Origin of the sequence: Pseudomonas sediminis (assembly GCF_039555755.1) — a bacterium.
Classification (GTDB): Bacteria; Pseudomonadota; Gammaproteobacteria; order Pseudomonadales; family Pseudomonadaceae; genus Aquipseudomonas; species Aquipseudomonas mendocina_D.
This window is the reverse complement of record NZ_CP154631.1, coordinates 582,599-595,645: the sequence shown is the minus strand read 5'-3', so window position 1 is coordinate 595,645 and position 13,047 is coordinate 582,599. Positions and strand designations below refer to the sequence as shown.

At 63.3% G+C, this 13,047-nt stretch carries 13 protein-coding genes; 6 read left to right on the top strand and 7 right to left on the bottom strand.

Annotated elements, in window-relative coordinates; translation table 11 throughout:
* Window positions 1-28: 28 nt before the first annotated feature.
* Complete coding sequence (lolB, locus tag AAEQ75_RS02885) at window positions 29-646, bottom strand: lipoprotein insertase outer membrane protein LolB (RefSeq protein WP_106732853.1); 618 nt, start codon at window positions 644-646, stop codon at window positions 29-31.
* Entirely contained in the window at window positions 643-2,370 is a 1,728-nt protein-coding gene (locus AAEQ75_RS02880) for a tetratricopeptide repeat protein (protein WP_343350836.1), read from the bottom strand. The genes lolB and AAEQ75_RS02880 overlap by 4 nt, the downstream gene beginning before the upstream one ends.
* 209 nt (window positions 2,371-2,579) lie before the next feature.
* Between AAEQ75_RS02880 and hemA the strand changes: the two genes are divergently transcribed.
* The 6 genes from hemA (at window position 2,580) to AAEQ75_RS02850 (ending at window position 8,310) form a co-directional block, all read left to right on the top strand.
* Window positions 2,580-3,860, top strand: a complete 1,281-nt coding sequence (gene hemA, locus AAEQ75_RS02875) for a glutamyl-tRNA reductase (RefSeq protein WP_343350835.1) — start codon at window positions 2,580-2,582, stop codon at window positions 3,858-3,860.
* Window positions 3,857-4,939 (top strand): peptide chain release factor 1, encoded by a 1,083-nt coding sequence (prfA, locus tag AAEQ75_RS02870; protein ID WP_256836591.1) that lies wholly within the window; start codon window positions 3,857-3,859, stop codon window positions 4,937-4,939. The genes hemA and prfA overlap by 4 nt, the downstream gene beginning before the upstream one ends.
* 281 nt (window positions 4,940-5,220) lie before the next feature.
* Window positions 5,221-6,054 (top strand): peptide chain release factor N(5)-glutamine methyltransferase, encoded by an 834-nt coding sequence (gene prmC, locus AAEQ75_RS02865; RefSeq protein ID WP_143507310.1) that lies wholly within the window; start codon window positions 5,221-5,223, stop codon window positions 6,052-6,054.
* 4 nt (window positions 6,055-6,058) lie between these two features.
* Complete coding sequence (locus AAEQ75_RS02860) at window positions 6,059-6,808, top strand: molybdopterin-synthase adenylyltransferase MoeB (protein WP_143507391.1); 750 nt, start codon at window positions 6,059-6,061, stop codon at window positions 6,806-6,808.
* A gap of 101 nt (window positions 6,809-6,909) precedes the next feature.
* Window positions 6,910-7,701 (top strand): glutamate racemase, encoded by a 792-nt coding sequence (murI, locus tag AAEQ75_RS02855; protein WP_343350834.1) that lies wholly within the window; start codon window positions 6,910-6,912, stop codon window positions 7,699-7,701.
* A 93-nt stretch (window positions 7,702-7,794) separates the two neighbouring features.
* Window positions 7,795-8,310: an acyloxyacyl hydrolase gene (locus AAEQ75_RS02850; protein WP_125835895.1), complete on the top strand. Its 516-nt coding sequence runs from the start codon at window positions 7,795-7,797 to the stop codon at window positions 8,308-8,310.
* A gap of 68 nt (window positions 8,311-8,378) precedes the next feature.
* On the opposite strand, the gene AAEQ75_RS02845 is transcribed toward AAEQ75_RS02850, so the two are convergent.
* The 5 genes from AAEQ75_RS02845 to AAEQ75_RS02825 form a co-directional block, all read right to left on the bottom strand.
* A complete protein-coding gene (locus AAEQ75_RS02845) occupies window positions 8,379-9,239 on the bottom strand; it encodes a LysR family transcriptional regulator (RefSeq protein WP_125835894.1) in 861 nt (286 codons plus the stop codon).
* Window positions 9,240-9,360: 121 nt separating this feature from the next.
* Window positions 9,361-10,494, bottom strand: a complete 1,134-nt coding sequence (locus AAEQ75_RS02840; protein ID WP_074939033.1) for an HPP family protein — start codon at window positions 10,492-10,494, stop codon at window positions 9,361-9,363.
* Window positions 10,495-10,589: 95 nt separating this feature from the next.
* On the bottom strand, window positions 10,590-10,817 hold the full coding sequence (locus AAEQ75_RS02835; RefSeq protein WP_343350833.1) for a hypothetical protein: 228 nt from the start codon (window positions 10,815-10,817) through the stop codon (window positions 10,590-10,592).
* Window positions 10,810-12,258 carry a cytochrome-c oxidase, cbb3-type subunit I gene (ccoN, locus tag AAEQ75_RS02830; protein WP_185965415.1) on the bottom strand — a complete coding sequence of 483 codons (1,449 nt, stop codon included), beginning with the start codon at window positions 12,256-12,258 and terminating at the stop codon, window positions 10,810-10,812. Before ccoN ends, AAEQ75_RS02835 begins: the two co-directional genes overlap by 8 nt.
* A gap of 324 nt (window positions 12,259-12,582) precedes the next feature.
* Window positions 12,583-12,897 (bottom strand): YkgJ family cysteine cluster protein, encoded by a 315-nt coding sequence (locus AAEQ75_RS02825; protein ID WP_128579529.1) that lies wholly within the window; start codon window positions 12,895-12,897, stop codon window positions 12,583-12,585.
* Between the last annotated feature and the right edge of the window lie 150 nt (window positions 12,898-13,047).

The window sequence follows — 13,047 nt, the reverse complement described above, 5'->3', positions numbered from 1 at the left end:
AGCCCCTCCCACAGGTTGTGCCGCTGGCTTATTGGCCGAGCTGACGCGGCTGCCAGTCCTTGATCACCAGGGTCACTTCCAGGTTTTGGCCGTAGAGCTTCAGGCGCTCCGGCAGGGCGTAGCCGTTCTGCTCGGTGTAGCGTTGGTATTCGACCTTCCAGCCGTCCTGCTCCAGCTGCGCCAGGTGGCTTTCGCCATCGAGGGTGATGCGGCTGCGGCTTTCCGGGGCGGGCAGGCCGCGAATCCACCAGAGCAGGTTGGACACCGGCAGGTCCAGGCGCAGTTGTTCGCGCAGCAGGTCTTCCGGCGATTCGGCGCGGTAGCGGCCACGGTTGGACACTTCCAGCAGGATGTCACCCGGGCGGCCAGTCAGGCGGGCGGCACCGCCACCGAGTGGACCGGACAGGCGAATGTCGTAGTAATCCTGGCGCTGCAGCCAGAACAGTGTGGCACTGCCGGAGTCTTGCGGGGCGCGAATGCCGATCTTGCCGTTGATTTGCCAGCCATCGAGCTGGGTGATCTGCTGCTTGTGAGCCTTCCATTTGGCCGGGTCGCCCTGGCCTTCCAGCGCTTCGCGCGAGGTAAGGCCGGCGCAACCGGCAAGCAGGGCGATAAGGCTGAATACGAGTAGGTGACGAAGCATCAAAGAGTCTCGGAACCGGTCAGGCGCAACAGCGTGTCACGCAGAATGGGGCTGTCTGGCGCATCGGCGAAGGCGTCGCGCCAGACGCGTTTGGCTTCGCGCTGTTTGCCCTGGGCCCAGAGCACTTCGCCCAGGTGTGCGGCGACTTCGTGGTCGGGGAATTTCTCCAGGGCCTGGCGCAGCAGGCGCTCGGCCTCGTCGAGGTTGCCCAGGCGGTAGTTGACCCAGCCAAGGCTGTCGAGAATCGCCGGGTCGTCCGGGTTGAGCTGGTGCGCTTTCTCGATCAGCTCGCGCGCTTCTTCATAACGCGTGGTGCGGTCGGCCAGGGTGTAGCCGAGGGCATTGAGTGCCATGGCGTGTTCCGGCTCGCGCTGGATGATGTAGCGCAGGTCAGTTTCCAGCTGGGCCAGGTCGTCGCGCTTTTCCGCGAGCATGGCGCGGGTGTAGAGCAGGTTGAGGTCGTTGGGGTACTGCTCCAGGCCCTCGTTGATCACTTTCCAGGCCGGCTCGACCTGGCGGCGATTGCTCAGGCCTTCGGCTTCGATCAGGTACAGCTGGATGGCGTAATCGGGCTGCGCGTCGCGTGCCTGGGCCAGGCGCGCGCTGGCTTCGTCGATGCGCTGTTGGGCGAACAGCAGCTCGGCCTGGCGTTGCTGGGCCGGCAGATAGTCGTTGCTCGGACCGACCAGGGCGTATTCCTGCAGGGCGCTGTCGTTGTCGTTCAGCGCCTCATAAGCGCGACCAAGGTTGTAGTGCGCGGCATCGACATGGCTGCGGCGTTCGACCAGCTCTTCCAGATAAACGATGGCTTCTTCCCAGGCTTCGGCTTCCAGGCACACCAGGGCCAGGGAGAAACGCAGGTCGTCGTCGTTGGGGTTTTCCTGCACCAGCTTGGAGAATTCGCCTTTGGCGTCGTCGAGGCGATCCTGCTCGACCAGCAGGCGCGCGTAGGTCAGGCGCAGGCGCTTGTCTTCGGGGTTGTTGCGGATGCCTTTCTGCAGCAGTGGCATGGCCTCTTTGCCGCGGTCGAGGCTCTGCAGCAGGCGAGCGCGCAGCAGGATCGGCGACACCTCGTTGGTGCTCGCAGCGCTTTCTTCGAGCAGTTCCAAGGCCTCTTCGGCACGGCCGTCCTGTTGTAGCAGGATGGCCTTGCCGAACAGCAGTTGGCTGTTGTCCGGGTTCTTGCTCAGCAGGCGGTCGAAGCCTTGCAGCAGCCCGGCGCGGGTGTCCGGGTCGGTTTCCGCGGCGGACAGGGCGAGGAAATCGAAGTGGGTGTCGCCCTGGCGCTGCAGCACCTGCTCCATAAAGGTCATGGATTCGTCGTAACGGCCGGCGCGGGCCAACTGCACGGCAGCGGCGCGTTGCGCATCGATGTTGCTCGGCGCGTTACGGGCCCAGATCAGTGCGCTATCGAGCGCAGGCTGTTCAGCGCCGAGGTACTCGGCAATGCGGAAGGCGCGCTCGGCGACGCCGGCATCGCCGGTGATCTGTGCCTGCTGCACATAGTTGCCGAGGGCAATATCGAAGCGATTGCGCTGCCCGGCCAGCTCCGCAGTGAGCAGGGCGAACAGGGTTTCCTGGCTGAACGAGCCGTACTCGCTCGGCTCCAGTTGGGTGGTCTGGTCGGCTTCCTGTACCGGCGGTGTACCGTCCGGCTCGCTGGGGGCGAAGGTTTGGCAGCCGCTGAGGAAGGCGAATGCAGTGAGCAACGCGAGGGGTCTGTTCATAGTGCCTTGTCGTGCGTTATTCCGGGGCGGGGGCCGTGCTGGCGCGTGCCCTGCGACGTTCGCGGCATCATGACACAAGCCTTGGAGCAAGCCCACTGGCCAGGACGATGCGGCGAACTGTCTATTGGGACAATAGGTCGCGGGAGTTGTTCTCTCGGGGGCGAAGTAGGACAATTGCCGGCTCCCGTATTGCCCCTCAGCGACCCTGCATGGCCTTTATCGCCCTCGGTATCAACCACAAGACCGCCTCGGTAGAGGTGCGCGAGCGCGTTGCCTTTACCCCTGAGCAACTGGTCGAGGCGTTGCAGCAGCTGTGTCGGCTGACGCCCAGCCGTGAGGCAGCGATCCTTTCCACCTGTAACCGCAGCGAGTTGTACCTGGAGCAGGATCAGCTGAGCAGCGACGAAGTGCTGCAGTGGCTGGCCGACTATCACCGTTTGAGCGTCGACGAACTGCGTGCCTGCGCCTATGTGCACAGCGAGGACGATGCGGTTCGGCACATGATGCGTGTGGCATGCGGGCTGGATTCGATGGTACTGGGCGAGCCGCAGATTCTCGGCCAGCTCAAGTCCGCCTATGCCGTGGCGCGTGAGGCCGGCACCGTCGGGCCATTGCTCGGGCGCCTGTTCCAGGCCACCTTCAGCACCGCCAAGACCGTGCGCACCGACACCGCCATCGGCGAGAACCCGGTCTCCGTGGCCTTCGCCGCGGTCAGCCTGGCCAAGCAGATCTTCGCCGACCTGCACCGCAGCCAGGCGTTGCTGATCGGTGCTGGCGAGACCATCAGCCTGGTAGCGCGCCATCTGCACGATCAGGGCATCAAGCGCATCGTTGTCGCCAACCGCACCCTGGAGCGTGCCAGCCAGCTGGCTGAGCAATTCGGTGCCCATGCCGTGCTGCTGTCGGACATTCCCGACGAATTGGCGCACAGCGATATCGTCATCAGCTCCACTGCCAGCCAGTTGCCGATCCTCGGCAAGGGCGCGGTGGAAAGTGCGCTGAAAAAGCGCAAGCACAAGCCGATCTTCATGGTCGACATCGCCGTGCCACGCGATATCGAGCCGCAGGTGGGCGAGCTGGATGACGTCTACCTCTATACCGTCGATGACCTGCACGAAGTCATCGAGGAAAACCTCAAGAGCCGCCAGGGCGCAGCGCAGGCTGCCGAGGAACTGGTGGCTGCCGGCACCGACGGCTTCATGCAGCGCCTGCGCGAGCTGGCCGCGGTCGATGTGCTCAAGGCCTACCGCCAGCAGGCCGAACGCCTGCGCGACGAGGAACTGGCCAAGGCCCAGCGCATGCTGGTCAATGGCAGCAATCCCGAGGACGTGCTGGCGCAACTGGCGCGAGGCCTGACCAACAAGCTGCTGCACGCGCCCAGCGTACGCATGAAGAAACTCACCGCCGAGGGGCGCGTCGACGCGCTCAGCCTGGCCCAGGAATTGTTCGCCCTCGACGAGAGCGCGCCGCAGGACAAAGGTCTGCAATGAAAGCTTCACTGTTGAACAAGCTGGACAACCTCAGCGACCGCTTCGAGGAACTCACGGCGCTGCTCGGCGATGCCGAGGTAATTTCCAAGCAGACGCAGTTCCGCGCATATTCCAAGGAATATGCCGAAATCGAGCCGGTGATCGCGACCTTCCGTGAGCTGCGCAAGGTGCAGAGCGACCTCGAAGGCGCTCAGGCGCTGCTCAAGGAAAGCGACCCGGATCTACGCGAGATGGCCGAGGAAGAAGTGGCACAGGCCAAGGAAGCGTTGGCCAGTCTCGAAGACAAGCTGCAACGCATGCTGCTGCCCAAGGACCCCAACGACGGTCGCAACGTCTACCTGGAAATCCGCGCCGGTACTGGCGGTGACGAGGCGGCGATCTTCTCCGGCGACCTGTTCCGCATGTACTCGCGCTATGCCGAGAGGCAGGGCTGGCGGGTCGAGGTGCTGTCGGCCAACGAGGGCGAGCACGGCGGCTTCAAGGAAGTGATCGCCCGTGTCGAGGGCGACAACGTCTACGCCAAGCTCAAGTTCGAGTCCGGTGCTCATCGCGTGCAGCGCGTGCCGGAGACCGAGTCGCAGGGGCGTATCCACACTTCCGCCTGCACCGTGGCGGTGCTGCCGGAGCCGGACGAACAGGCCGCCATCGAGATCAACCCAGCCGATCTGCGTGTGGATACCTACCGCAGCTCCGGCGCAGGTGGTCAGCACGTCAACACCACCGACTCGGCGATCCGCATCACCCACATTCCCACCGGCACCGTGGTGGAATGTCAGGAAGAGCGCTCGCAGCACAAGAACCGCGCCAAGGCCATGGCCTGGCTGGCGGCCAAGCTGCAGGATCAACAGGAAGCGGCGGCGCACAAGGAAATCTCCGAAACGCGCAAGCTGCTGGTGGGCTCCGGTGATCGCTCCGAGCGCATCCGCACCTACAACTTCCCGCAGGGTCGGGTAACCGACCACCGCATCAACCTGACCCTGTATTCGCTCAATGAAGTGATTGCCGGTGGCGTGGAAGCGGTGATCGAGCCGCTGCTGGCCGAATATCAGGCCGACCAGTTGGCGGCACTGGGCGATTGAGTTTCGCTTGATCTCGTTGCGGTGCGCCGTGCGCACCGTAGCCCGGAGCAATCCGGGAGGAACTGACAGCAAGCGCTAACTTAGCGCCGAACAGTCCCCTCTCCCCTCGGGGGGTGGGGTAGGGAGAGGGGGCGCAATGGTACACCCTCTCCCCCGGCCCCCGCTCTGCGCCCCAGCCCCTCGCAGAGTTCAGGGCGCTTGAGCGGGCGAAGCGATGCTTCGCTATTTCCGCTCAAGCCCCGCAAGCGGGAGAGGGGAGAAGAATGCCGCCAGGATGAACCATGGCCACCATCGAATCCCTGCTCGACACCGCTGACCTGCCCGACTCGCCCACACCGCGATTGGATGCGGAGTTGCTGCTGGCCGCCGCGCTGAGCAAGCCACGCAGCTACCTGCGCACCTGGCCGGAGCGCGAGCTGGAGGCCGATCAACTGGCGTTGTTCCAGGCGAATCTGCAGCGCCGCCGCGAGGGTGAGCCGGTTGCTTATATCCTCGGTCATCAGGGCTTCTGGAGCCTCGATCTGGAGGTGGCGCCACATACCCTGATCCCACGTCCTGACACCGAGCTGCTGGTTGAAACAGCGCTCGAGCTGCTGCCCGCCACGCCGCTGGCCGTGCTCGATCTGGGCACTGGCACTGGCGCCATCGCCCTGGCCCTGGCCAGCGAGCGCCCGGCCTGGCAAGTGACCGGCGTGGATCGTGTCGAGGACGCCGTGGCCCTGGCTGAGCGCAATCGTCAGCGCCTGCAACTGGCTAACGCAGCGTTCTTGCACAGCCATTGGTTTTCCGCCCTGGCTGGACAGCGCTATGGCTTGATCCTGAGCAACCCGCCTTATATCCGTGCGGACGACCAGCATCTCGAACAGGGTGACGTGCGTTTCGAGCCGAGCAGCGCTCTGATCGCCGGCAGCGACGGCCTGGACGATATTCGTGCGATCATCCAGGCCGCGCCGGACCATCTGCTATCCGGAGGCTGGCTGCTGCTGGAGCACGGCTTCGACCAGGCCGAGGACGTACGCAGCTTGCTTGGCGAGGGCGGCTTCGTCGAGGTCGAGAGCCGGCGTGACCTGGGCGACCACGAGCGCATCAGTTTGGGACGTTTCGACCGTGAGTGATCAGATGCTGAGCGATGATGAACTGCTGCGTTACAGCCGGCAGATCCTGCTGAAACAGATCGATGTGGAAGGCCAACTGCGCCTGAAGCAGGGGCGTGTGCTGATCGTCGGCATGGGCGGGCTGGGCTCGCCCGTGGCCTTGTACCTGGCTGCTGCCGGTGTGGGCGAGTTGCACCTGGCTGACTTCGATACGGTGGAACTGACCAACCTGCAACGGCAGATCGCCCACGACACCGCCAGCATCGGCCAGGCCAAGGTGGACTCGGCCATGGCGCGCCTGGCGGCGATCAACCCGCAGGTCACCCTGGTGCCGCATCGTCAGGCGCTGGACGCCGATTCGCTAGCCGCCGCGGTCAGTGGTGTCGATCTGGTGCTGGACTGCTCGGACAATTTCTCCACCCGCGAGGCGGTCAATGCCGCCTGCGTCGCGGCCGGCAAACCGCTGGTCTCCGGTGCTGCGATCCGCCTGGAAGGGCAACTGTCGGTGTTCGATCCGCGCAATGAAGCCAGCCCCTGCTACCACTGCCTGTACGGCCACGGTAGCGAAGCCGAGCTGACCTGCAGCGAGGCCGGTGTGGTCGGGCCGCTGGTTGGCCTGGTCGGTAGCCTGCAGGCGCTGGAGGCGCTCAAGTTGCTGGCCGGTTTCGGTGAGCCGCTGGTGGGCCGCCTGCTGCTGATCGACGCGCTGGGTACGCGTTTTCGCGAGTTGCGGGTCAAGCGCGATCCGGCCTGCGAGGTGTGCGGTGGGCGTTAAGAATAGGCTGCAGAACTGTAGGAGCGAGCTCTGCTCGCGAAGCTTCTTGCGTCGACAGCACCATTCGCGAGCAAAGCTCGCGCCTACGAGGATGATTTGAGATGAATCAGTCGCAGGCGCCGATTGGCGTGTTCGACTCCGGCGTTGGCGGCCTGTCGGTGCTGCGCGAGATTCGTCAGCTACTGCCGAACGAGTCGCTGCTTTACGTCGCTGACAGCGGCCATGTGCCCTACGGCGAGAAAAGCCCGGAGTACATTCGCGAGCGCTGTGTGGTGATTACCGAACATCTGCTGGCACAAGGTGCCAAGGCGTTGGTGCTGGCGTGCAATACCGCGACTGCCGCTGCGGCTGCAGAGTTGCGCGAACGTTATCCGAACCTGCCCATCGTCGGCATGGAGCCTGCGGTGAAGCCCGCCGCGGCAGCCACGCGCAGTGGCGTGGTCGGCGTGCTGGCGACCACCGGTACGCTGAAGAGCGCCAAGTTCGCCGCGCTGCTCGATCGCTTCGCCAATGACGTGCGGGTGATCACTCAGCCCTGCCCGGGGTTGGTGGAATGCATCGAGGCGGGCGAGCTGCAGGCGCCCGCCACGCGAGAGTTGCTGCAAGGTTATGTCACGCCGCTGTTGGCCGAGGGCTGTGACACGCTGATTCTCGGCTGCACGCATTACCCCTTCCTGCGTCCATTGCTGAGTGAGCTGGTGCCGGCGTCGGTAACGCTGATCGATACCGGTGCGGCAGTGGCGCGGCAGTTGCAACGCCTGCTCTCGCGTCACGATCAGCTGGCGACGCTGCAGGCCAGGGAAACGCGTTACTGGAGCAGTGGGGAGCCAGCGCAACTTCGCCGGGTTTTGCCGATTTTACTGGGTGAAAAGGCCCAGGTTCTTTCCATATAGTGAATTTTTTTCCGATCAGGCTATCCCTGTTATCGGATGCTTCTATATTTTTGTCACAGCCTGATAAAAACCCTCGCTAAAAAGGAATGACTCATGAAGAAGTTGTACGCCTTTGCCGCAGCAACAGCCCTCACGTTCGGAACTATGGGGGCTGCACAGGCTGCGGATGTAACCGCGGCTATTGGTCAGAGCGGTGATTCAACGATGGTTTATCGCCTGGGCGCGCAGTGGGATTGGAACCACAGCTGGCTGGAGAGTAGCTACGGCCGTCTGACTGGCTACTGGGACCTGGGTTACACCTACTGGGACGGTGACGACACGGCGAGCAACCACAGCGTTTCCTTCGCGCCAGTATTCGTTTACGAGTTCGCCGGGCAGAACGTGCGTCCTTACATCGAAGCCGGTATCGGCGTTGCCGCTTTCTCCAGCACCGAGCTGGAAAGCAACGAACTGGGTTCGTCGTTTCAGTTCGAAGACCGCATCGGCGTCGGCCTGCGTTTCGCCGGGCAGGAAATCGGCCTGCGTGCGATCCACTATTCCAACGCCGGTCTGAAGAAGCCAAACGATGGCGCAGAAGCCTACACCGTGCATTACCGCATGAGCTTCTGAACAGTCATTGACATGGCTATGAAGAAATCGCCCCTCTATACGAGGGGCGATTTCGTTTCAGATGGTACTTAGATCATCGGGTCCCAGCGCTGCGACCAGTCCGTGTCCTCGGCGATGATTCCGCGCAGTAGATCGAACGCCTGCTGCAGCACTACCGAGTCGCGCTCGCGGGAATACACCAGGTAGGTCGGGTAGCTGAACTCGGGTGCGCGCGGCACGCGTTTGAGCACTTTCTTGTCCAGGTAGCTTTGCACCACTCGCGTGCGGAAGTAGCCAGAACCGCCGTGCTCGAGAATGTACTGAAGGGCCAGCGGCCCGAGGTTGAACGATACTGGCGCCTTTGCCCGATCCGGTAGCGCGCTGTCGTGCTGCAGGCGGAAGGCCTCGCCCCAGTCGACGTACACATAGGGTTCGGGATTCTTCGCGCGCACCAGGATCAGCTTTTCTTCCAGCAACTGCTCCACTTGCATGCCCGGCCAGTAGTTCGGCTGATAAACCAAGGCTGCATCGAGCACGCCCAGTTCAAGCTGACGCAGCAGCTCCTGACCAGCGCCGATATGGGAGTGCACGGCGTACTGGTCGATGTGGGTGCGGATGCGGCTGACCCAGCGCAGCATCAACGGGTTGCACAGACTGACCTCGCCGCCGATGTGGATGACGTTGTGATAGCCATCCGGCAGGGGCAGGTCGCGCTGCGCCGCCTCCCAGGTTTGCAGTATCTGGTTGGCATAGGCGACGAAGGCTTCGCCGTCGGCCGTCAGCTTGGCCCCGGCTCGGTTGCGTACGAACAGCGTGCAGTTGAGGTGACCTTCGAGCTTCTGGATGCGCGCCGTGACGGCTGTCTGGGTAACGTGCAGGCGTTCGGCGGCGGCGATGAAGCTGCCGCTGCGAACGATTTCCAAAAAGGTGCGGGTCAGATCGATGTCCATGTCGTGGCGGTGCTCAGCAAGCGGGCAGATGGGCAGACGGGCAGTGTAAGGGCTGCTCTGGCACTTTTCGATGAGCAGCCGCATTAGGGGGAGCGAGCTTGGATCGCAGCAGGTCGCTGCCTCAATCGAAGTGGGCCAACAGATCTCGTTGCAACGCCGCAATCACGTCGGTCTGGGTGATGATCCCCACCAGCTTTTCGTTCTCCAGCACCGGCAGGCAGTGCAGGCCGCGATCAGATAACACCCCAATCAGGTCGACGACGTGCGTATCGACATCGGTGCAGCGTACCGGGCTGCTCATCAGCTCCCCCAGGCGTGGGCGAGGGCGTCGCTTGAACAGGCCAAGGCGCTTGGCCGGGCGGTGATGCAGGGGGGCGATCAGGTCGCTGAGGCTGACGATGCCGACCAGTTGCTGGTTATGGTCGAGGATTGGCAGCGCCTTGAGGTGGTGGTGGCGCAGCAGGTGCAGGCCCTGTTTGATGCTGGTGCCCGGCGTGGCGCAGATCAGGTCGCGTGACATCACCTGGCCGGCACGGATATCGCCCATGCTGCGGCGCAGCGCATAGCGCTCGGTGCTTTTGACGATCATCGCCAGGTCTTCGCGAGTCACGTCGACGAAGGCGCCGAGTTCGTCGAGCGCCTGGTCGAGGTCGGTATCGCGGATGCCTACGCGCTCGCCGGGCAACGGGTCGCGGGTATGGTGTGCATCGGCTGCTGGCGCAGTCTGGCGCGGGTAGCGCATGCCGGTGAGGTTGTTATAGATCAGAGCACTGCTCAGCAGGCCCAGCGCGGCGATCACCACCGTCATGGCTGGGTGCCAGGCGGGTATACCCGGTGCCACGGGCGCGAATACGACGCAGAAGGCGATGGCACCGCCTGGCGGGTGCAGGCAACGCAGCGGGCACATCAGCAACAGGCTCAGACCTATCGCCAGGGCGGCGCCAAGCAGGCTGTGATCGAGCAGATGACCGACCAGCACACCGACCAGCGTGGCGCACAGATAGCTGCCGAGGATCGACCAGGGTTGCGCCAGTGCGCCCGAAGAGACGGCGAACAGCAGTACCGCCGAGGCGGCCAGCGGGCCGGAGAAGTGCACGGCCAGCTGCGGGCCGAAAAGCTGGCCGCATAGCCAGGTGGTGAAGACAAAACCCAGGCTGGCGCCGAGTGCCGCGCGCAGCCATTCGCGTGGCCGCGTGTGTGGAGCCTCGGGGAGAAAGGCGATGCACCATTGGTGCAGGCGTGATGGTGTGTTCATGGTATCCGGTCAAAAAAGAGGGCCCTTCACTACTGAAAAGCCCTGAGGGTGCCGCAAGCGGCACTTCTGGACGCCCGTCCGTGGGCGAAGGAACGTCAAGCGAGCAGAGACTCTTCGGTCGGATTGCCGGGCTCTTCGAGTGGCTGCGTGGTGACCTTGCAAGGGCGGCCCGTGGCTTGCGTCATGCGCGCCGCCGCTTCTGGATCGTCGGCGAAGGGCAGCAGGCTGGCCTGGTCGAGCGTCGACGGAATGCTACAGCTCAGCCAGCAACCGAGCAGGCAACCCAGCGTGGCGAGAACCGGCAGGATCAGGGCGTTAGGCATGGGCGGCGGCTCCAACATCCGGGGTGGAGTGCACGGCATCGATGCGTTCGCCGCTGCGCACCGTCAGCCAGGTGTTCCAGGCCATCAGCAGCATGCCGCTGGCGAAGACCGCCCCGCCCAGCAGGCGCACGACATAGCCGGGGTGGCTGGCTTCCAGCGCCTCGACGAAGGAGTAGGTGAGGGTGCCGTCCTCGTTCACCGCACGCCACATCAGGCCTTGGGTGATGCCGTTGACCCACATCGAGGCGATGTACAGCACGGTACCGATGGTCGCCAGCCAGAAGTGCGTATTGATCAGGCCGACGCTGTGCATCTGCGTGCGGCCGTAGAGCTTGGGCAGCATGTGGTAGAGCGCGCCGATGGAGATCATCGCCACCCAGCCCAGTGCTCCCGCGTGTACGTGGCCGATGGTCCAGTCGGTGTAATGGGACAGCGCGTTGACGGTCTTGATGGCCATCATCGGGCCTTCGAAGGTGCTCATGCCGTAAAAGGCCAGCGAAACGACCAGAAAGCGCAGGATCGGATCGGTGCGCAGCTTATGCCAGGCGCCGGACAGGCTCATCATGCCGTTGATCATGCCGCCCCAGCTTGGCGCCAGGAGGATGACCGACATGGCCATGCCGAGGGTTTGCGCCCAGTCCGGCAGAGCGGTGTAGTGCAGGTGATGCGGGCCGGCCCAGATATACAGGGTGATGATCGCCCAGAAGTGCACGATGGACAGGCGATAGGAATAGATCGGCCGCTCGGCCTGCTTGGGCACGAAGTAATACATCATCCCCAGGAAGCCTACCGAGAGGATGAAGCCGACCACACTATGGCCGTACCACCACTGGATCATTGCATCGGTGGCGCCGGAGTACACCGAATAGGACTTGAGCAGCGAGACCGGTTTGGCGATGTGGTTGACCACATGCACCATGCCCGTGACGATGATGAATGCGCCGTAGAACCAGTTGCCCACGTAGATGTGGCGCACCTGGCGGCGAGCGATGGTACCGAAGAACAGGTAGGCGTAGATCAACCACAACAGGGTGACCCACAAGGCGATCGGCCACTCCATCTCGGCATATTCCTTGGAGGAGGTGATGCCCAGCGGATAGCTGACGATCATCGCCAGCACGGCTGCCTGCCAGCCCCAGAACAGGAAGTTGGCCAGACCGTCGGAAATGATCCGTACTCGACAGGTACGTTGCAGCACGTAGAACGAGGTGGCGAACAGCGCGCCGCCGCCGAAGGCGAAGATCACCAGATTGGTGTGGACGGGGCGGATGCGTCCGAAACTGAGCCATGGAATACCGAAGTTCAATTCGGGCCAGACCAGTTGGGCCGCGATGAATACACCCATGGCCATTCCGAGGATGCCCCAGAACAGGGTTGTGAGGGTGAAACGGCGAACGATCTCGTAGTTGTAATAGTGAGGGGCAGTCGCAAGGGTAGCCATCATGATTCCGTCTTGCTGAGAAATTTCAGGCGTGCCTCTCCTGTCGCTCGTAACGGGCTGTTGGCGGGTTTGCGAGAGCGTGGCGGGGGCGAAGGAGAGAGCACCGAAAGTGTGCGGGACGGCGATAGGTTCGACTAATTAATAATAAATACGCTTTTATTCTATTTTTTTGATATCAAACCATAAAGTGCGGCCAAGTAATGCACTGGATTGGTGCTGGCGCACTGAAATGGCTCGGTGTTGAGCCAGGGTGTTCCTTCATGGTTGATCGTTATGTATTTATAGAAATGCACTTAATCAGCATTAAAGTTCATACATAAAATGTTACTGGCTGTAGGCAGTGGCAATGCCGCGGCGTTCTTCCAGGCATTCGGCAGCGCCGAGTTCGAACTCGCGGCAGATCAGCGGGCGTTGTGCGTAGATGGTGCAGCGCATGGTGTCGCGATCGAGTGCGATGCACCAGCCGTCGTCCAGGCGGCGCATGACCTCGCCACCCCAGTCATCGGTGTCGATGTAGCGCTGCGGCACGCCGGTGTCGCCGAGCAGCATCACCTCCAGCTGGCAACAGCAGGCTGCGCAGGTGCTGCAACTGATCTCGGGTTCGGTGGGCAGTTGGGTATGGGCAATGGTCTGGCTCATGGCGTGGCAGTGTACGCCATGCAGTGGATACGCGGGGGCTTGGGCTGACAAGGTGCAGCGGACAGTGTCGCAGGCCGCAAGCCACTTTACGTAGGAGCCCCGCCCCGGGGCGAAGCGTTTTTGGGCCGTGACGCCTGGTTCGCGGCGGGC